This window comes from Tahibacter sp., assembly GCF_032229445.1.
Taxonomy (GTDB): domain Bacteria; phylum Pseudomonadota; class Gammaproteobacteria; order Xanthomonadales; family Rhodanobacteraceae; genus Tahibacter.
Genome location: NZ_JAVTWC010000011.1, coordinates 1 through 19,889 on the forward strand (window position 1 = coordinate 1; position 19,889 = coordinate 19,889).

A 19,889-nucleotide genomic window follows, 5' to 3' on the forward strand; every position below is an offset into this window, starting at 1 on the left:
ATCGGTCCGCGGACGGCTCGGAAATTCCTGCGAGGGAGATTCGATGTCCGGATTGTTGCGGCGCTGCGGGCTCATGGCACGGCTCCTGGTAGTCGGTGAACTACCGCAAGCCCGATGCCAAGGTCGGATGCGCTCGCTGCAACGCTTTGCCGACGCCGGCCCGTGCACCCCGCCCGATGCCGTGCTTGTCTGCCGAGCAACTCGCACGCCCTCGCCTGCGCCCTGCGCCGGCAAACTGACCTATGCTGTTGCGATGCTGCGCAGTTGCCGCCAGGGCGGCACTGGCCGCTGCAAGCCGGCGAGGCAGGCTGCGACGCTCGCACTCACGATCGCGTCCGCATCAGCGGACATCTTCCGACCGCCGCCGAATCGATGAGGACACCTGTATGAACACCCGATCCCTGAAACCGACGCTGCTCGCCGCGCTGTTCGCCATGGCGGGCGCAGCGGATGCCGCCAGACCCAGCCCCGACGAGCAGCTCGCCAAAGCCCTGGACGGCCGCGTCGCCGGCAAACCGGTCAAGTGCATACCGCTGCGCAACATCCGCTCGACCCAGGTCATCGACCGCACCGCGATCGTCTACGGCGGACATGGCCGCACGATCTACGTCAACCGCCCCACGTCCGGCCTGGCCTTCCTGCGCGACGACATGATCCTCGTCACCGACACGCGCTCGTCGGAGCTGTGCAACATCGATATCGTCAAGCTCATGGATCCGGGCTCGAAGATGATCACCGGCAGCATCGGCCTCGGCGACTTCGTGCCGTATACGAGGCCCGCGAAAGACAGCACGGACTGAGCCTCAGCGCGCCTCGGCGCGGCGGAACACCGCAAGACCGTCGCGCGGTGTGTCGACCTTGACGCCGCCGGCCTGGGCCGCGAGCGCCAGCAACGACTGTAGCGGAATCGTGTCGAACTTCAGGGTCACACGTTGCTTGCCGAGCACGTCCACGCCCTGCATCTCCCAGCCGCTCGTCGTCTGCAGTCGCTGCACGATTTCGTCGAGGGGCTGGTCGACGATATCGACGGTCATGATCGAGGCCGTGGGGGTCGCCACGGTGGTGATGGACACCGCAGCGATCAGGCTGCCGTCCGCCGACGCAACCCTGCTGGACTTGCCGATGGCGACAACGCCCCGCGCAGTGACCTTGCGGCGCGCATCCTTCAGCACCAGCCGCGCGCCGTCGCCGTCGGGCTCGAGCCACAGGCTGGCGATCTCCTGCTCGCCCTGCGCGTCGTTGAAACCGACTTCACCTGCGCCACACGTATCGAAACGCATCGTCTCGCCGTCGAACAGATCCGGCACCGTCGTGAATTCGACCCGCCACATCGGCGCACATCGCTCGACCACGAAATTTCCCCCGCCCGCGGCCAGCACGCCGGCCAACAGTCCCGTCATCCACATGGGCTTCTCCTCGCTCGCACCCTGCCATGACACCACACAACGCAGGGCGCCGGACAGCGCCGCCACTTTCCGCACCGCGGCAGCGTCGGCGCAACGCTCATGCAACACGACGCTGCGAAACTGCGCGCCTTCGGGAGTCCCTCGCATGAAACGCATCGCCTTCATCCTGCTCGCCACATTACCCGCCAGCGCTTTCGCGCAAAGCGTGCTGCTGGGCAAGAATCTCGTCGACAAGGGAACCCGCGCGGCAGACGTGCGCGGATTTGCCGGTGAACCGGCGCAACTCGATCGCATCGACGGCGACGAGTTCTCGCCGTCGATGGAAATCTGGACCTACCGCTACGACGACAAGGTCGTCAGCCTCTGGCTCGTCGACGGCGCGGTGGTCAAGGCCGCCGAGCAACGCAGCGCGAGCGCGGGCGGCGCGTCCTCCGGACGATCGGTCAAGGCGCAATAGCGCGACGCGTCCATCGGATCGCGACGTCACTGCGGTGTCGCCCCGGGCAGCGGCCTCCATGCCGCCGCTCAGGCACTGAATCCGCGGCATAGCGCGCGCAGGCTCGCGAGCAGTTCGTCGCAGCAGCGCTGCACCGTCGCACGATCCGCACTTTCGAAAACGACGACGCGCCGCCCGTCGGGCAGATCGAGCACACCGTCGAAGCGCTCGTCGCCATCGGAGTCGATGACCCGCTCCACGCGCGGCGCACCCAGGTCGCGCGAGTGATAGCGCGCCGAGCGCGCGTTCAGCAGAAACCGCTCGCGCACCTGCACGCCGTTGGCGGACAGCTCGATCCGCAGCAGGCTGAGATTCGCTACACCGCTCGCGGCACCCGCGCAGAACAGCCAGAACACGCCCAGCAGCGGCCAGGTCCAGCGGCCGATCTGCGGGATGCCACCGTCGCGCCAGGCAAGGTAACTGAAACAGCCGAGCACACCGATCGAAGCGGCAACAAACAGCCAGGCCACCACGGCCTTGTCGTTGCGGAATACGCGTCGGATGGAAATACGGGAAACGCGCTTGACCATGGTCGCCGAATACCGTCAGCGTCGCGTACGACTTCTGCAGGACGCCGCCAGCCGATCGCGGGAACCGATCGCGCGGCATACGAAAGACGCAGGAGTATCGCGACTCAGCCCAATTTCGTCATCCTCATCGCCGACCAGCAGCGCAGCCTGCAGTATTTTCCGCGTCTCTGGGTGCAGGCCTATCTGTCCAACCGCAAATGGCGCATGTGGACGAACAGGCATCGATGGGCAGCGGCACCGTGACGCCGCTGGGCTGGCCGACGACGACACCGCCTTAGCCGCACGCACGCCGCATCACGCTCTCCAATGCGGCGCCTTCGCACTGGTCGTGCGTGGCTGTTCGCACGCCTCAGTAGTGACGTCGGGTCTCACCGGCCGTGCGCACCCGGAACGCCAGACTGATCCGCGGTCCTACCGGTGTGCGCTGCTTGGGAATGCCGTGGTCGTAGTGCAGCTGGGTCGCGTAGCTCATCGTGAGCAGGCTGCCGGCCTCGAGGTCCAGGCGCAGCGCGCCGCGACGCGGCGGCTTGGCGCGGATCAGCATTTCGCGCGTGGCGCCGAGCGAGACCAGCGCGATGGGCTGCTCCCGGGTCAGCTCATGCAGGTGATCGTTGTGCTGCGCGACGCTGTCGTTTTCGTCCCGATAGTGATTCAGGCCGACATGGGTGAACGCGGCGCCCGCGGCAGCGGCGACGCGCAGTGCCAGTTCGGCAATGACATCCGGCAGCGTTTCATCGAGCGAGTAGCTCGCCAGCAGGCGCGGCGTGAGCACGTCGCGCAGATACATACGGCGGCGCTCGCTGTGCCACGGCACGTCGCGCAGCAGCGCATCGAACGCCTGGGTCGCGAACTCTGGATCCACGAAGTGAGGCTGGTAGGTGATGCGGCCGAACTCATCATCAGCGAGCGTTTGCAGGCCGTCGCCGAACAGGCCCGGCCGAAGCGGAAATCGATTCATGAGCGCCATATGGGTGCGCACGCCTCACACCGCAATACGACCCGTGCTACGAGGCGCGCGTACAAGCGCGTTCATCCTGCCAAATGCAATTCCGGCGGGCGACCGGTCGGGACAGTTGCCCGCTCCGCGTGCAGCAGTTGCACGCTTGCCGGGCAACCCAGCGGTGCACTATCGCATTGGCGATGCGGACTTACGCAGGCGCGCAACAGTCAGCATCTACGACGTGTCCACGGTATCGATCTTGCGTGTATGCATGCACCGGGCCCGCGCAGGGCCAGTCTGCGGAGATCACATGCGTACCGTCCTTGCCGTTGCAACGATGAGCCTGCTCCTGAGCGGCTGCGGAGATCGGTCTGTGGTGCCCGAGCGCGACGCGACCGGCCCGAGCCCCACACTGCCGGAACCCAGGAGCAGCCTCATACCGACGGTCCAGGTCGCGACCGCGGTGGGCTGGCCAGACGGCACCACGCCGGCGCCGGCGAATGGCCTGGCGGTGAACGCCTTTGCGACGGGACTGGAGCATCCGCGCTGGATCTACGTGCTGCCCAACGGCGACGTGCTGGTAGCCGAGTCGAACGCGCCGCCGAAGCCCGAGGACGGCAAGGGCATCAAAGGATGGTTCATGAAGCGCGCGATGAAGAAGGCCGGCGCAGCCGTGCCGAGCGCGAACCGCATTACCCTGCTGCGCGACGCCGACGGCGACGGTCGGGCGGAAGTGCGCACCGCGTTCCTGGTCAACGTCAATTCGCCCTTCGGCATGGCACTGGTCGGCGATGCGTTCTATGTCGCGGCGTCCGACGCGCTGCTGCGCTATCCGTATCCCGAGGGCGCGACCGCGCTGACCGGCACCGCAGAGACGATCGTCGAGCTGCCGGCCGGACCGCTCAACCATCACTGGACCAAGAACGTGATCGCGAGTCCCGACGGCCGGCACCTCTATGTCACGGTGGGTTCCAACAGCAACGTGGCCGAGAACGGCATCGACAAGGAGAAGGATCGCGCCGCCATCCTCGAAGTGGATCCCGCCGCGCGCCGCTATCGCGTGTTCGCGAGCGGCCTGCGCAATCCCAACGGCCTGGCCTGGATTCCGGAAACCCGCGTGCTGTGGACCGTCGTCAACGAGCGCGATGAAATCGGCTCGGACCTCGTGCCCGACTACCTCACGTCAGTTCGCGACGGCGGCTTCTACGGCTGGCCGTACAGCTATTACGGCGCGCACGTCGACGAACGCGTGAAGCCGCCGCGGCCGGAACTCGTCGCGCAGGCGATTTCACCCGACTACGCCCTCGGCGCGCATGTGGCCGCGCTGGGCCTGGTGTGGTCCGCCGGCAACCGGCTGCCGGCGCGCTACGCCGACGGCATGTTCATCGGCGAGCACGGCTCCTGGAACCGGAAACCGCCAAGCGGATACAAAGTGGTATTTATACCGTTTTCCAATGGCGCACCCGCTGGCGAACCGCAGGACGTGCTGACCGGCTTTCTCGACCAACGCGGCCAGGCGCGTGGACGCCCGGTCGGCGTGGCGATCGACAAGGCCGGCGCACTGCTCGTCGCCGACGACGTCGGCAACGCGATCTGGCGCGTCAGCGCGCGCCGTGATCGCTGACCGAACAACTGGCCGATGTTGGCCAAGGGCTGACCCTCCGCGAGCAGCGGGCTGCCCCGGGGTTCCCACGGGGGTCAACCCGCGACCGGGGGTCGCGGATGCACCGGCGTTCAGGGCGCGGTGTCGACCAGCACGACTTCCGCATCCTCCAGCGCCACGATACGCAGGTTCGCCTCGTTGCGGATGGACAGGCCGTCGCGTGCCTCGATGCGCACGCCATTGACCTCGACCGCGCCGCGCGCCGGCACGAGATAGCCGTAGCGGTTGTCGCCGATGGCATAGTCCTCGCTCTGCCCCGCGGCCAGCGTGAGGCCGAGCACGCGCGCATCGGCGCGGATCGGCAGGGCGTCGTCGTCGCCGGCGATACCGCTGGCCAGGATCACGAAACGGCCGCTGCGCTCGCCTTTCGGGAATGGCTTGCTGCCCCAGGTCGGCGCACCGCCGCGGCTGTCGGGAATGATCCAGATCTGGAAGATGCGTGTCGTTTCCTTCTCGCGGTTGTACTCGGCGTGCTGGATGCCGCTGCCGGCGCTCATGACCTGCACGTCGCCGGCCTCGGTGCGGCCGAGGTTGCCGAGGTTGTCCTGGTGCGTGATCGCGCCATCGCGCACATAGGTGATGATTTCCATGTCGGCGTGCGAGTGCGGCGGGAAGCCGGTGTTCGCGGCGATGGCGTCGTCGTTCCAGACACGCAGTGCGCCCCAGCCCATGCGCGCCGCGTCGTGATAGCTCGCGAACGAGAAATGGTGCTTGGCGTCGAGCCAGCCGTGGTTGGCTCCGCCGAGGCTGTTGAATGGGCGGCGTTCGATCATGGCGTTCTCCGAATCAGTGGTGATGGCGCTACCTTATGCCGTGGCGATCCGGATTAGAATGGAAAGAATCGAAACGGATCCTTTCCAAAAACGACATGCAGCCCCTCCCCGACCTCGAAGCCTGGGCGATCTTCGCGAAGGTCGCCGAAACCGGTTCTTTCGCGCGCACCGCGGAACTGCTCGGCCTGTCCCAGGCCACGGTGTCCAAGGCCATCACGCGGCTGGAGACCCGCCTCAAGACCGCGCTGCTCCACCGCACCTCACGGCGCCTGTCGCTGACCCAGAGCGGCCAGGGCGCGCTGGAACGCGCCAGCCGCATCGTCGCCGAGGGCGAGGCGGTCGAGGCCGAAGTCACCAGCCAGTCGGCCAGTCCGCGCGGCCAGGTGCGACTGGCGGTGCCGATGTCGTTCGGCATCGCACATGTCGCGCCGCTGCTGCCGGAATTCCTCAAGCGCTATCCCGAAGTTTCGCTGGAGATCGCGTTCGACGACGGCCTCGCCGACCTGATCGGCGGCGGCTTCGATCTCGCGCTGCGCATCGCCGCGCTGGCCGACTCCAGCCTGCTCGCGCGAAGGCTCTGCGGCGTGCGCGTGCTGCTGGTCGGCGCACCGGCCTATCTGGAACGCCGAGGCCGGCCGCGGCATCCGCGTGACCTGGCCGATCACGAAGCGCTGTTCTATACCCATTCGCGCCAGGGCAATGCCTGGCGCTTCGCGCACCGGCGCCACGGCGATTTCTCGATCAGCCTGACCACGCCGCTGCGTGTCAACAATGCCGAAGCGTTGAACCCCGCGCTGCTCGCCGGCCTCGGCCTGGCGCTGCAGCCAGAGTTCCTGGTCTGGCGTGAACTGCGCAGCGGCAAGCTCGAGATCGTGCTGCCGGACTGGTCGCCGCCGCCGATCGCACTGCATGTCGTCACACCGCCGGGCCGCCTGCGTCCGATGCGCGTGCAGGTACTCATCGACTATCTGGTCGGCAAGTTCGACAAGGCACCGTGGGCCGTGCACTGACGCAGCGCACGGCGGCCAGTGTCGCGCGCGTGCGGGTTCGCGCGATGCGCGGCTGATGCCGCGCCTCAGCGCGACATCGAATACGGCCGCTCGGACCTGCGTGTGCCCCAGCGCGTGTCCGGCTTCGCCTGCATCGTGAAACGCAGTTCGCCGCCGGCCCGGATCTGCTCGTGCGTGATCACGCTGCGCGCGAGCGGCTTGCCATCGAGCGTGACGTTGCCGACGTAGGTATGCGTTTCGTCGAGCGCGTCGGCGCGCACCGTGAACACCTTGCCGTTGGGCAGGGTCAGTGCAGCGCGGCGCAGGAACGGCCGGCCAATCACGTATTCGTTGCTGCCCGGCGCGACCGGATAGAAGCCCAGTGCGGTGAACACGTACCAGGCCGACATCTGGCCGAGGTCGTCGTTGCCGACGAGGCCCTGCGGCGTCGGCGCGTACTGGCTGCGCATGATCTGCGCAAGCCGTTCCTGCGTTCGCCACGGCTGGCCTGCGTGGACGTAGAGATAGGCCAGGTGGTGGCTCGGTTCGTTGCCGTGCGCGTACCAGCCGATCAGGCCGGTGATGTCTTCCATGTGTGCGAACTGCTTGGGATCGACCTCGGCGTCGAACACCTGGTCGATGCGCGCGACGAATTCCCTGTCACCGCCGTGCAGGCGGATCAGGCCAGCGATGTCCTGCGGCACATACCACGAGTATTGCCAGGCATTGCCTTCGGTGTAGTCGGTACCGTAGCCGCTCGCCGACGGATCGAACGGTTCGCGCCAGGAGCCGTCGCTGTTGCGCGCACGCAAGAATCCGCTGCGTGGCTCGTAGGCGTTGCGCCAGTTCGCTGCGCGCTTGCCGAATTCCGCGGCTATGTCGGTGCGGCCCATCTGCGCGGCCATGCGCGCGATCGTCCAGTCGTCGAAAGCGTATTCCAGGGTCTTCGACGCTGCCTCGCCGATCACGTCGATCGGCACGTAGCCCAGCCTGCGGTACTCGGCGATGCCGCCGTACGGGCCGTAGTTCGCGCTCGCGACCATGGCCTCGAGCGCCTCGTCGGCCGGAAAGCCGCGTATCCCCTTGAGGTAGGCATCGGCGATCACCGGCACGGCGTGATAACCGATCATGCACCAGGTTTCCAGGCCGTGGAACGACCAGACCGGCAGGATGCCGTGCGCACTTGCGCGGCGCGCGGCGAGCAGCGAATTGACCACGTCGGCGCTGTACTGCTCGGGCTGGATCAGGGTCAGCAGCGGATGCTGTGCGCGATACGTGTCCCAGAGTGAAAACGTGGAAAGGTTGGTCCAGCCCTCGGCCTTGTGCACGGCATGGTCGGGGCCGCGGTAGCGGCCGTCGCTGTCCATGAACAGGCTCGGTGCCTGCAGCGTGTGGTAGAGCGCGGTATAGAAGGCCTTGCGGCCGGCCGCGTCGGCATCGATGTCGAACACGGCCAGCGCCTGAGTCCAGCGCTCGCGCGCAGCAGTGCGCACCGCGTCGAAATCCCAGCCCGGCATTTCCGCGTCGAGATTGGATAACGCGCCGTCTTCGCTGACCGGCGACAGTGCGACCTTGACGACCGCCTCGCCCGCATCGGGGCCGAGATTGAGCACACCGACCAGCGCGCGACCCTCGATCGCGGCGCGGCGCGCCGGATCGTCCGCGGCCGGCGGCGCGAAGCCTTTGTAATAAATATCTTTCTCGGTGTTGTGGAACGCATGACCCTGCAGCGGCCGCGAAACGCGCAGCGCGAAATACAGCTGGCGTCCGGGCGCCCAGCCACGCGTCTCGCGGAAGCCGGTCAGCGTGCCGTCGGCGCGCAGGCGCAGACGCGACCACAGCACCTTGCCGGGATAGTCGTACATGCTGGTGCGCATATCGATGAGCAGGTGCGCGGGCTTGCCGGCCGGAAAGCGGTAACGGTGCACACCGATGCGCTGCCCCGCGGTCAACTCGGCCGCTATGCCGTAGTCGTCGAGAGCTACCGCGTAGTAACCCGGCTCGGCCTTCTCCGTGTCGTGGCGGAAGCGCGAGCGATAGCCGCTGCCGGGGCTGGCGCTGTCGCCGGGTTCAAGACGCACCTCGCCGGCGATCGGCATGACGAGGAAATCGCCGAGATCCGAATGCCCGGTGCCGGAAAAGTGCGTATGCGAGAAGCCGACGATGCTGTCGTCGTCGTAGCGATAGCCGGCGGCCCAGCCGTAGGCCTGCTTGCGCTCCCTGATCTGCGTGTCGGGACTGAGCTGCACCATGCCGAACGGCACGACCGCGCCCGGAAACGTGTGGCCTTCGCCACCGGTGCCGATGAACGGGTCCACCGCTGAATAGGCATTCGCGCGCGGGTCGGCCGCGACCGCGGCGCCCAGCGCGAGCAGACCCGGCAGCACGCCGGCAAACCAGTGCAGACAACGAGGCATGAGGCGCTCCCGGACAGTTTGGATCGGTCTAAATCGAGCTGAAGCGGGACGCTAGCATGTGTCGCCGCTTCTGGCTTGCTGCGCCGCAGAATGCGCTGGCTCGCGTGACCGTGGCAGAGTGACCGGAATTTAGATCGATCCAAATCCATGCCAAACTCGCGCCATTCCGCCCCGCGCAAGATCACGCTCGCCGATGTCGCTGCCGGCTGCGGCGTGTCGCGCGCGACGGTCTCGCTGGTGCTGCGGCGCAGTCCGCTCGTCAGCCCCGTGACGCGCGCGCGCGTCGAGGCGGAGTTCAAGCGCCTGGGCTATGTCTACAACCGCTCCGCCGCCAACCTGCGCTCGCGCCGCTCCAGCAGCATCGCGCTCGTCATCAACGATCTCGCGAATCCTTTCTTCGCCGAATTTGCGGCCGGCGTCGACGAGGCGCTGGCGCTGGCCGGCTATGTCACGCTGCTCGGCAGCACCGGCGAATCGGTCGAACGCCAGCACGCGGTATTGCAGTCGCTGCGGGAGCACGATCCCGCCGGCGTGATCCTGTCGCCGGCGGAAGGCAGCGACGGCGCGCGCGTGCGTCTCGCAGTCGGCACGCAGTCGCCGCTGCTCGTGTTCAATCGCGAACTCGACGGCGCCGACGCGGACTACCTGCGCCTGGACAATGCCGACGGCGCGCAGCAGGCCACGGCGCATCTCATCGCGCTCGGCCACACGCGCATCGCGTTCTTCGGCGGCCACGCGGCGTCGAGCTCCTGCCGCCAGCGTCGCGACGGTTATCTCGCCGCATTGCAGGCGGCCGGGCTATCGCCACAGCCGCACTGGCTCGTCGAAACCGCGCCGACCCGACTCGAAGCCGCGGCGCAGACCGGCGCGCTGTTCCTGCGCGACCCCGCGCCGACCGCGGCGGTCTGCTACAACGATGCGGTCGCGCTGGGCCTGATGCTGGGTCTCGCGCGCTGTGGCCGCCGCGCTGGCGTGGATTTCGCCGTGACCGGCTTCGACGACATTCCCGAGGCCGCCGTGAGCCTGCCGCCGCTGACCACGCTCGCGGCCGATCCGCGCGCGCGCGGACGCCAGGCCGCCGACCTCGTTCTCGCCCGCCTGCAGCACACGGCGCAGCCACCCCACCACACTGTCGTGCCCGTGCGCCTGATCGAGCGCGCGAGCACGTGCGCACCGGACCGCCCATGAACGCTGCCACCGAAACCGGTTCCGTCCCCGCGCCGCACTACGGCGTGGCGCTGGCCGTGACCACGACGATCTTCTTCCTGTGGGGTTTCCTGACCAGTCTCAACGACGTGCTGATCCCGCATTTCAAGAGCGTGTTCGATCTGGACTACACGCGCTCGATGCTGATCCAGTTCGCGTTCTTCGGCGCCTATTTCGTCATGTCGATGCCGGCCGGCCGCATCGTCGACCGGCTCGGCTACAAGCGCGGCATCGTGCTCGGCCTCGTCGTCGCCGGTATCGGCGCGCTGCTGTTCCTGCCCGCGGCGCAGGTCCAGTCCTACGGCCTGTTCCTCGCCGCGCTGTTCGTGCTCGCGAGCGGCATCACCCTGTTGCAGGTCGCCGCCAATCCCTACGTCAGCCTGCTAGGCGGCGAGGCACGCGCCTCGAGCCGCCTGACCCTGGCGCAGGCGCTGAATTCGCTCGGCCATACCATCGGCCCGGCCATCGGCGGACTGCTGATCCTCTCGGTCGCCGTGCTCGGCGCCGATGCGCTGGCGCGACTCACACCGGCGGAGCTGGCCGTCTATCGCGATGCGCAGGCTGCGGCGGTGCAATGGCCGTACCTGGGTCTGGCCCTCGCCCTGTTCGCGCTCGCGGCATTCGTCTACCTGTTTCGTCTGCCGCAACTGGCTGGCGCCGGGCATGGCAGCAGCACGGACACGCACACCGTTGCCGACGCATTGCGGCATCGCTCGCTGCGCCTCGCCGCGGTGGGCATCTTTCTCTACGTCGGTGCTGAAGTCGCGATCGGGAGTTTCCTGATCAACTATCTGAGCCTGCCGCAGATCGGCAACCTCAGCGAGTCCAGCGCAGCCAACTATGTGTCGTACTACTGGGGCGGCGCCATGCTCGGCCGCTTCGCCGGCGCCGCGCTGCTGCGCCATGTCGAACCGCCGCGGCTGCTCGCGCTGTTCGCGGCGATCGCCGCGCTGCTGCTGCTCGCGACGATGGCGGGCAGCGGAACCTTCGCGGTGATCAGCGTCGTCGCGATCGGCCTGTTCAATTCGGTGATGTTCCCTACCCTGTTCACGCTCGGCATTCGCGGCCTGGGCCCGCTGACCGCGCGCGGTTCGAGTGTGCTGGTCATGGCCATCGTCGGCGGCGCCATCGTTCCGCTGCTGATGGGCATGCTCGCCGACCGCGTCGGGCCGCAACGCGCGTTCGCGCTGCCGCTGCTGTGCTACGGCTACCTGGTCTGGTACGGCTTGCAGAACCGGCGCACGACGCCTGAACTTGCGTCATGAAACCCATCGCCTGCTTCGGCGAAGCGCTGATCGATCTCCTCGCCCAGCCGGAAATGCCGCCGGCACCGCGCGCGTTCCTGCAGTTCGCAGGCGGCGCGCCGGCGAATGTCGCCGTCGCCGCCGCACGGCTGGGCGCCGAAACGCAGTTCATCGGCATGCTCGGCGAAGACCTGTTCGGCGATTTCCTGCTGCGCAGCCTCGTCGACGCCGGCGTCGGCACACAGCATGTCGTGCGCACGGCGCAGGCGAAAACCGCGCTGGCCTTCGTCGCGCTCGACGCAGTCGGCGAGCGAAGCTTCAGCTTCTACCGGCCGCCCGCGGCGGACCTGCTGTTTCGCCCGCAGCACTTCAGCGAAGACGCTTTCGACGCCGCGATCTGGCATGTCTGCTCCAACAGCCTGACCGAAACCGACATCGCTGCCACGACGCTGGCCGGCATGCGCCGCGCGCGAGCGGCCGGCGCGCTGATCAGCCTCGATCTGAATCTTCGTCCGGCGCTGTGGCCAGCGGATGTCGATCCGCATCCGCGCCTGTGGGCGGCGCTGGCCGAAGCCGACATCGTCAAGCTCGCGCGCAATGAACTCGACCACCTCGCCGCCCCGCTGGGCGGCGCGGCGGCCGTGCTCGAGCGCCTGTGGCGCGGCCGCGCGCGCTGGCTCGTCATCACCGACGGCGCCGCGCCGCTGCGCTGGCATACGCGCGACGCGCAGGGCGAGATCGACCCGTTCCGCGTGACGGCGATCGATACCACCGCGGCCGGCGATGCCTTCGTCGGCGCGCTGCTCGCCGGCCTGCGCGCGCGCGCCATCGATGCCGCATCGCTCGGCGACTTTCTCGCCCAGCGCGACGCGATGCGCGCGACGCTGCGCCGTGCCGCCGCCGCAGGCGCCGTCGCCGTCACGCGCCACGGTGCCTTCGCCGCGATGCCGGACCCGGCCGATATCGACGCCTTGCTGCAGGGAGCCCCATGACACCGCCTTACCCGGATTTCCGCAGCCCCGCCTTCCTGCGCGCGCACATTGCCCAGACGATGGCGTTCTATCATCCGCGCGCGATCGACCCGACCGGTGGCTTTTTCCACTATTTCCGCGATGACGGCAGCGTCTACGAGCGCAGCCAACGCCACCTCGTCAGCAGTACGCGCTTCGTCTTCAACTATGCGATGGCAGCGCGCGAATTCGACAATGCCGAGTTCCTCGCCCTGGCACGCCACGGCCTGGACTACCTGCGCGGCGCACATCGTGACCCCGCGAGCGGCGGCTATGCATGGACCCTGCGCGACGGCCAGCCGGAAGACCGCACCAACCACGCCTACGGCCTGGCCTTCGTCCTGCTCGCCTATGCCAAAGCCGTGCAGGCCGGCATCACCCAGGCCGGCCCATGGCTCGCAGAAACCTGGGACCTGCTCGAGTCGCGCTGCTGGGATGCGCAGTACGGCCTCTATCGCGACGAAGCCGATGCGCAGTGGAATTTCGCCCCCTACCGCGGCCAGAACGCGAACATGCATGCCTGCGAAGCGATGCTCACCGCGTTCGAGGCCAGCGACGACACGCGCTATCTCGATCGCGCGCTGCTGCTCGCCGACAACCTCACGCGGCGCCAGGCCGCGCTCGCTGGTGGTCTGGTCTGGGAACACTACGACGCGCACTGGAACGTCGACTGGGACTATCACCGCGACGATCCCCGGCACCTGTTCCGCCCCTGGGGCTTCCAGCCCGGCCACCAGACCGAATGGAGCAAGCTGCTGTTGACGCTGGACCGCCATCTCCGCCGCCGCGGCGACGCACCGGCGTGGCTCGCGACGACGGCGCAGCATCTGTTCGATCGCGCCGTGGAACGCGCCTGGGACGACGCCCACGGAGGGCTGTGCTACGGCTTCGCGCCGGACGGCACGGTCTGCGACGATGACAAATATTTCTGGGTCCAGGCCGAAGCGCTTGCCGCCGCCTCGCGCCTCGCGCAGAGCACCGGCGATGCGCGCTACTGGGACTGGTACGAACGCCTGTGGCGCTACGCCTGGGATCACTTCATCGACCACGAGCACGGCGCCTGGTATCGCATCCTCGATCGCCGCAACCGCAAATATGGCAACGAGAAAAGTCCGGCGGGCAAGACCGACTACCACACCATGGGGGCATGTCATGAGGTGCTGGACCTGTTGCGCGGGCGGTAAGTCTCGCTGGTGGATACGACGACGGCGCCGTGAAGGCGCCGTCGTCGTTCATGAAGGTGCGTTCGCCATCGCGAACGACGGGCTTACGGGTAGCGCTGCTGCTTCTTGAACTGCTTGTGCTCATCCCATTCACTGCGCGAGACCTTGCCGTCGCCGTTCGTGTCGACCTGGGCCATGGTCACGTTCTGCGTCGTGGTACCGCGACTGAATTCGTCCTTGTCGAGCATGCCGTTGCCGTCGTTGTCGATCTGGTTGAACACGGGGATGTGCTCGCCGGTCGGTGTTTCGTCACGGCTCAGCTTGTCGTCGTTCGGTGCGGCGAACAGCGGAGCGGCGGCGAATAGCGAGGCGATCGCGATGGCGAGCACAGGGGTGGTCTTACGCATGGGGAATCTCCTGGGTGTGCGAGCCGAAGTGGCTGAACAGGGAGAGCACGATGCGTGCCGTCGCGCCGCAGGGCGTCACGACGCGAAACCCTGTCGGGCCGGACCGCGATTCGACCGAAAACGCGGGTACCGCATGCAGCTTGCATGGCCACGCCCGTCAGGTCCCGCGTTCGGACACGTGCACGAGGTGCAGCAGTGCAGCGGACGCGATGAGCGCGGCGACAGCCTGCGTCAATCGGTGCGCAACGAGACCAGCAGCGCGATCAGCCGTTGCGACTGTGCGACACACCGCTCGGCAAACTGGGCGGCATCGGCGCTGCGGCCGCGCTGCAGCATCGCCTGAATCACGCCGACCTGCAGCGTTATCGCATTAGCGACATTGTTCAGATCGTGCAGCCGCTCAGGCGTCAGCACGATGCCGCGCAGCGCATGCGCGGACGGCGCCGGACCGTGCACCGCCAGCAGCAGCGCCAGCGAATCGACCAGCCCGGCGACTATCGACCGCGCCTGCTCCCAGCGCGCGGGTTCGCTCCACAGCTCGACGCTACCGAAGCAGTGCTGCTCCCATTGCAGGGGCACCACCTGCAGCGGCAGGGACGCAGCGACCGCCCCATCGATCTGCCCGCGCTCGACGCGATAGCCGGACGCCGTCACCGTGCAGCGCACCGGCGCGCCACCGAGCATGGCGCTGATCAGTCGCACGGTCCGCTGCGCGGCCCGATGCGGATCCGCCAGCGCGCGCAGGCTGCGCAACGGCGCAAGGCGCAGGTGCGAGAGTCGCTGCGCGGTACGCTCGGCCAGCGGGAGGCCCGGCGCCAGGCGGGGCCGAGGGGAATCATCCATCTGCCGCGTTCCGGACCATCACGGCGCGCAGTGTCGGCGAGCGCCGATTAAACGCACGTCAAGCACGCGCAGGGATCATCGGGCATTTCGCAAAGAGGGCCGCAACCTCGGCGTGGCTGCCTCAGCCCCACACCTCGGTCATGACGCGCGCGAAGTTGCCGCCGAGGATCTTGGCGATGCGCGCGTCGGGATGGCCGCGCTGCGAGAGCATGCCGGCGAGCACCTCGAAGCGGTTGGCCATGTTGAGGTCGGGTATGAAGGTATACAGGTCGGCCGGCCGGCCTTTCTCGAAGATGCCGTCCTCCACCATGCCCTTCATGAATTCCCGATTGTCCTTCTCGAAGGCCGGCGTGCGCTCGATCGGCGCGACGCCGATGTCGGTGCCGATGCCGACGTGGTCCTCGCCGCAGACCTTGAGCGCATGCTCGATGTGCCGGATCACGTCGACGGCCATGGGCTGCGTGTCGGTGCGCAGGTAGGGCCAGAAGATCATGCCGGCGACGCCGCCGCGCTTCGCCATCGCACGCAGTTCCGCGTCGTGCACGTTGCGCGGCAGATCCGCCAGCGCGCGGCAGCCGGTGTGGCTGATCAGCATCGGCGCCTTGCACGCGGCGATGCCTTCGCTGACCGTGCGCGGCGCTCCGTGGGCGAGATCGACGACGATCTTCTTTTCGTTGAGCGTTGCGATCACCGCATGCCCGTAGTTGCTCAGGCCGGCGTTGCCGGGTTCGGTGCAGCCGTCGCCGACCAGGTTGCGGCGGTTGTGGGTCAGCTGGATCACACGCACGCCGAGGTCGCGGAACAACTGCACGCGACCGACATCCTCGCCCAGCGGCTCGGTGCCCTGAAAACCCAGGATGACGCCGGTGCGCTCGCCGCGGCGCTCGACAGTCAGATCAGCGCCGTCGCGCACGATGTAGAGATGCTCCGGATGACGCTGGGCAATGGCATGCCACTGACCGACCGTCTTCCTGGCACGCTCGAACGCATCGTCGTCGAGCCAGAAGCGGCCCTGCGGCGCGGCGGTGGTCAGCACGGCGCCGACACCGGCAGCGCGCTGCGCCTCGAGTTCCTTCGCCGTCGCTGCCGCGTCGCCTTCGGTATAGATGAAGCCAAAGCCCGAGGCACCATCGATGGCGAAGGTATTTCGGTACGGCGGCCAGGCCGGCGTCGGCGACGCCGGATTCGCGGTGGATTTCCTCGCCGGTGGTTCCGCCGCCTGGCCCGCGGCCAGATGCAGCCCCGCCAGCCCTGCACCGATCAACACTTCGCGCCGAGTGACCATTGCGACTCCCGATCTGGAGGCCGCACACGCGCTGCAGCGCGCGCGCAGGGCCAGTGAAATGGATGCGCCGCGGTCCGCGCGGCCCGGCGATTCTGCACTAACGCAACAAAATACGAAAGACGCCGTATAAGCACTGCACGAGGCAATTCTCTGCGGCATCGCAACAACTATCCTTCATTACGTACGAAGGCTTGCGTAGATAAGTCGCGATTGCTACGCTCGCCAGCGCCGTCATTCGTCGGAGTACCCTCGTGCACTACGCCTCATTGTGGTTTCTGGCCGCCAGCGGCCTGCTCGCCTCGTCGTTCGCGTTCGCCCAGTCCGTCACGCAGACGCCCACCGAAACGGCATCCCTGCAGCGCCGTCTCGACTGGCTCGACGCGCTGCCGCAGGAAGCCAAGCGCGGCGACGTCACTGCTCCGCTGCTGGCGCAGCACTATCCGCAACTGTCCACATCGCAACTGCGCCGCAGCCGCGGCAACCGCCGCGTCGAGCAATTCAGTCAGCGCATTGGCGGCATTGAGGTATTCGGCGCACGCCTGACCATCCTGCGCGATGCGCAGGGCGAAGCGCGCGTCGCGGGCGGAAGTCTCAGCAACAAGGGTACGAGCGCCGCGCTACCGAACTTTGCGCTGGATGCCACACAGGCATTGCAGCGCGCATTGAGACATCTGTCGCTCGATGCCAGCGTGCAGCACGACAGCGCCAAGCGCGCCGACGGCGACTATCTGCGCATCACGCTGGACGCGTCGGACACGTTCCGCGCGCTGCGCCCGGCACGCATCAAGCCAGTCTGGTATCCCGCCTCCGAACGGCTGATCGCCGCCTACTACGCCGAAGTCATCGGCACCCGCAAAGGCGAAGCGCGGCCGACTGCGCTGGCGTTCGTCGTTTCGGCCGAAGATGGCCGCATCCTGCGCCAGCAAAGCCAGATCCACGACCTGCAGCCGTTCACCTACCGCGTCTTCGCCAACGCCAGCGGCCTGCCCTATGTCGATCCCTACGGCTATACCAATCCGCACCCGACCGGCATTCCCGATGCCTACCAGCCTTCGGTGCCCGCGCCGATGCCGCTGCTGAGCCTGACCGACGCCGGCACCGGCGATCCCTGGCTCGCCGACGATGCGACTGAAACACGCGGCAACAATGTCGATGCGTTCTTCAACGCCGAGAACGTGGTCGACGGCGAATGCGGCTACGAAGCGTGGGGTCCCGGCTTCAACGGCGGCGACGGCGATTTCCGCGCGCGCACCAACGGGCCGCGCCGCTTCGACTATGCCTACGACGTCGACGCGACGCTGTCGGACTACAACCAGTGCAACGACGCACTCGCACCGATCCCGGCCGACGACGAAAACCTCAACGCCAAGATCGTGCAGGGCTTCTACGCGACGAACTGGCTGCATGATCTGTTCTACGGTGTCGGCTATGACGAGGTCGCCGGCAACAGTCAGACCGACAACTATGGCCGCGGCGGCATCGCCGGCGATCCACTGCTCGTGCATGCGGCCTACACTTCCACCTTTACCTATGCGCCGACCGACGGCGAAAGCCCGGCGCTGTCGCTGGGATTCAACCTGCGCAGCCGCAGCGCGCGCGATGTCAGCGGATTCGACCTCGGCGTGCTCGCGCACGAATGGGCGCACACCATGTTTGGCCGCCTGACCGTATCGGGCTATTACGGCCAGCCCGGTGCATTGAACGAAGGCATGGCCGATTTCGTCGGCCTGTTCGTGACCGTACGCGAACAGGATCGCCATGCGATGGCCGGCAAGCCGGAGTTCTCCGGCGCCTATGCGGTCGGTGCGTACATGAACCTCGACTACGACTTCGGCGGCGATAACCTGCCTGTCGCCGGTTCGCCGACCAATCCCGATAACAGCTACTACCACGGCATCCGGCGCTACCCGTATTCCAGCGACCGGCAGCGCAATCCGCTGACCTTCCGCCACATCAGCCAGGACAATCCGGTGCCGGCCGGCAGCCGACCGTTCGACTGGAAGGCACGCTCGCTGGTCAATGCGGAAATCCACACCGCCGGCGAAATCTGGACCAGCGCCCTGTGGCAATGCGCACGCAACCTGCTCGCGGCCTCGCCCTCGGCGCAGTTCGACGCGCGCCAGCGCGAATTCCTCGGCTGGCTCGTTGCCGGGCAGCAGCTGTTCCCGCTCGACGCGACCTATACCGAGGCGCGCAACGCGGTGCTGTTCGCAATCCGCGCTGACAGCGAAGCAGACTATCGCCGCTGCCGCAGCGGCTTCGCCGAACGCGGCATGGGCGCCGGCGCCGTATCGCCGCCACGCGACTCCTACAGCCTGCGCGGCGTACGCGAGAGCTTCCGCGACCTGGAGCGCGCGCTCGACGTGATCGAGGTGCGCCTGCGCGAAGATGGCGGCGACGGCGATGGCGTGCTTGATCGCAACGAACCGGGCAGCCTCGTCGTCACACTGCGCAATACCGGCTTTTCCGCGCTCGACCGGATCACGCTGGCCGTGCCGCCGATCCCGGGTTTCTACGACCTGCCCGAACGCGTGTACGTCGATCGGATCACGCTCGCGCCTGATGAATCCATCGACGTCGTACTGCCGTTCCGCGTGCGCAGCAGCCGCGGTCCGCTCACCCTGCCGGTACAGGCCTTCGCCTGGGATACGGACCATCCGGAAGCGTTTGCGCTGAGCAGCACGGCATTCGACGTGAACATCGACCTGCCGCGCGACCGCAACGTCGACAACATCGCCCATGCCGCCACGTTCGCACAGGACTGGATCCGCGGCTTCGACGACTATCCGCACGGCTGCGCCGTGAACATCTGTCTGGGCGCCGAGGGCGATGCGCTGGCCGACGTGCTCGACTGGCAGCGCCGCCGCTACAACGGCAGCTGGAGCTACCTGATGAGCGATCCGCAGCTCGGCCTCAACACCTGGCTCGCAACCCGCCCCTTCACCGCATCCGCGTCCGCCCCGCTGGAACTGCTGCTGCGTCACGACTACGACTTCGACCGCTCGCCGACGCAGCCCGGTTATGGAAAACTGGAAATCCGCCTCGACGACGGCACGTGGCAGGACGCCACGCCCTTCCTCGCCAGCGGCACCGCCAACTACAGCGGCATCTCCACCGGCTGGCGCGACGACACCCTGCGTTTCAGCAGCAGCGTCGCCGGCCGCACCGTGCAACTGCGCCTGCGCACGCGCGTGCTCAGCACCTTCGCCGCAAACGACGCCCACTGGGCCATCTCACGCGTCGAACTGCGCGGCACGAGCGCACCGGTGTTCTCGCGCGCGGTAGCCGAATGACACGCACGCCGCGCGGCAAACAGCGGCAGTAGCCAGCCGCCAGGTCAGTCGACTGCCGTCGCCGTTGCCGTGATTTTGCTTTTGCTTCTGCGCGCATGGATGCGCGCCGCTTTACCCGGGGCCCCATAAGCCGCGGCGAGGCATGGAGGGATCAGCCCGCACAACGCGCGAGTTCGGCGTCGGCACAGGTTGTGCCGACGATCGACCCCGTAGCCGACTCGCGA

The 19,889-nt window shown here is 67.7% G+C and carries 17 protein-coding genes; 9 read left to right on the forward strand and 8 right to left on the reverse strand.

Features of this window, described 5'->3' with window-relative positions:
• Positions 1-386 precede the first annotated feature (386 nt).
• Positions 387-800 (forward strand): hypothetical protein, encoded by a 414-nt coding sequence (locus RUU78_RS02795; protein ID WP_313913443.1) that lies wholly within the window; start codon positions 387-389, stop codon positions 798-800.
• A gap of 3 nt (positions 801-803) precedes the next feature.
• Here RUU78_RS02795 and RUU78_RS02800 read toward each other — a convergent pair whose 3' ends face one another.
• Positions 804-1,553, reverse strand: a complete 750-nt coding sequence (locus tag RUU78_RS02800; RefSeq protein WP_313913445.1) for a hypothetical protein — start codon at positions 1,551-1,553, stop codon at positions 804-806.
• Between RUU78_RS02800 and RUU78_RS02805 the strand changes: the two genes are divergently transcribed.
• Positions 1,552-1,863, forward strand: coding sequence for a hypothetical protein (locus RUU78_RS02805; RefSeq protein WP_313913447.1), 312 nt, complete (start codon positions 1,552-1,554; stop codon positions 1,861-1,863). The genes RUU78_RS02800 and RUU78_RS02805 overlap by 2 nt on opposite strands.
• A 68-nt stretch (positions 1,864-1,931) precedes the next feature.
• Here RUU78_RS02805 and RUU78_RS02810 read toward each other — a convergent pair whose 3' ends face one another.
• Positions 1,932-2,432 (reverse strand): hypothetical protein, encoded by a 501-nt coding sequence (locus RUU78_RS02810; protein ID WP_313913448.1) that lies wholly within the window; start codon positions 2,430-2,432, stop codon positions 1,932-1,934.
• 349 nt (positions 2,433-2,781) lie between these two features.
• On the reverse strand, positions 2,782-3,390 hold the full coding sequence (locus RUU78_RS02815; RefSeq protein WP_313913450.1) for an alpha-ketoglutarate-dependent dioxygenase AlkB: 609 nt from the start codon (positions 3,388-3,390) through the stop codon (positions 2,782-2,784).
• Positions 3,391-3,682: 292 nt separating this feature from the next.
• Here RUU78_RS02815 and RUU78_RS02820 point away from each other — a divergent pair, with 292 nt between their 5' ends.
• Positions 3,683-4,996 (forward strand): sorbosone dehydrogenase family protein, encoded by a 1,314-nt coding sequence (locus RUU78_RS02820; protein ID WP_313913452.1) that lies wholly within the window; start codon positions 3,683-3,685, stop codon positions 4,994-4,996.
• A gap of 110 nt (positions 4,997-5,106) precedes the next feature.
• Here RUU78_RS02820 and RUU78_RS02825 read toward each other — a convergent pair whose 3' ends face one another.
• Positions 5,107-5,808: a pirin family protein gene (locus tag RUU78_RS02825; protein WP_313913454.1), complete on the reverse strand. Its 702-nt coding sequence runs from the start codon at positions 5,806-5,808 to the stop codon at positions 5,107-5,109.
• A 95-nt stretch (positions 5,809-5,903) separates the two neighbouring features.
• Between RUU78_RS02825 and RUU78_RS02830 the strand changes: the two genes are divergently transcribed.
• Positions 5,904-6,818 (forward strand): LysR family transcriptional regulator, encoded by a 915-nt coding sequence (locus tag RUU78_RS02830; RefSeq protein ID WP_313913456.1) that lies wholly within the window; start codon positions 5,904-5,906, stop codon positions 6,816-6,818.
• Between the two features lie 65 nt (positions 6,819-6,883).
• On the opposite strand, the gene RUU78_RS02835 is transcribed toward RUU78_RS02830, so the two are convergent.
• Complete coding sequence (locus tag RUU78_RS02835; protein ID WP_313913458.1) at positions 6,884-9,214, reverse strand: GH92 family glycosyl hydrolase; 2,331 nt, start codon at positions 9,212-9,214, stop codon at positions 6,884-6,886.
• A gap of 147 nt (positions 9,215-9,361) precedes the next feature.
• Between RUU78_RS02835 and RUU78_RS02840 the strand changes: the two genes are divergently transcribed.
• From RUU78_RS02840 to RUU78_RS02855, 4 genes are read left to right on the forward strand one after another with little or no spacing between them, the layout of a single operon-like run.
• Positions 9,362-10,402 (forward strand): LacI family DNA-binding transcriptional regulator, encoded by a 1,041-nt coding sequence (locus RUU78_RS02840; protein ID WP_313913460.1) that lies wholly within the window; start codon positions 9,362-9,364, stop codon positions 10,400-10,402.
• Positions 10,399-11,685 (forward strand): L-fucose:H+ symporter permease, encoded by a 1,287-nt coding sequence (gene fucP, locus RUU78_RS02845; RefSeq protein ID WP_313913461.1) that lies wholly within the window; start codon positions 10,399-10,401, stop codon positions 11,683-11,685. Before RUU78_RS02840 ends, fucP begins: the two co-directional genes overlap by 4 nt.
• Complete coding sequence (locus RUU78_RS02850; protein WP_313913463.1) at positions 11,682-12,656, forward strand: carbohydrate kinase; 975 nt, start codon at positions 11,682-11,684, stop codon at positions 12,654-12,656. The genes fucP and RUU78_RS02850 overlap by 4 nt, the downstream gene beginning before the upstream one ends.
• Entirely contained in the window at positions 12,653-13,858 is a 1,206-nt protein-coding gene (locus tag RUU78_RS02855; protein ID WP_313913465.1) for an AGE family epimerase/isomerase, read from the forward strand. The genes RUU78_RS02850 and RUU78_RS02855 overlap by 4 nt, the downstream gene beginning before the upstream one ends.
• Before the next feature lie 83 nt (positions 13,859-13,941).
• Here RUU78_RS02855 and RUU78_RS02860 read toward each other — a convergent pair whose 3' ends face one another.
• The 3 genes from RUU78_RS02860 to RUU78_RS02870 form a co-directional block, all read right to left on the reverse strand.
• Entirely contained in the window at positions 13,942-14,244 is a 303-nt protein-coding gene (locus tag RUU78_RS02860; protein WP_313913467.1) for an EF-hand domain-containing protein, read from the reverse strand.
• A gap of 231 nt (positions 14,245-14,475) precedes the next feature.
• Positions 14,476-15,087 carry a hypothetical protein gene (locus RUU78_RS02865; protein ID WP_313913469.1) on the reverse strand — a complete coding sequence of 204 codons (612 nt, stop codon included), beginning with the start codon at positions 15,085-15,087 and terminating at the stop codon, positions 14,476-14,478.
• Positions 15,088-15,208: 121 nt separating this feature from the next.
• Entirely contained in the window at positions 15,209-16,372 is a 1,164-nt protein-coding gene (locus tag RUU78_RS02870) for a membrane dipeptidase (protein WP_313913471.1), read from the reverse strand.
• Positions 16,373-16,623: 251 nt separating this feature from the next.
• Between RUU78_RS02870 and RUU78_RS02875 the strand changes: the two genes are divergently transcribed.
• On the forward strand, positions 16,624-19,665 hold the full coding sequence (locus RUU78_RS02875; protein WP_313913474.1) for a M36 family metallopeptidase: 3,042 nt from the start codon (positions 16,624-16,626) through the stop codon (positions 19,663-19,665).
• Positions 19,666-19,889: the final 224 nt, after the last annotated feature.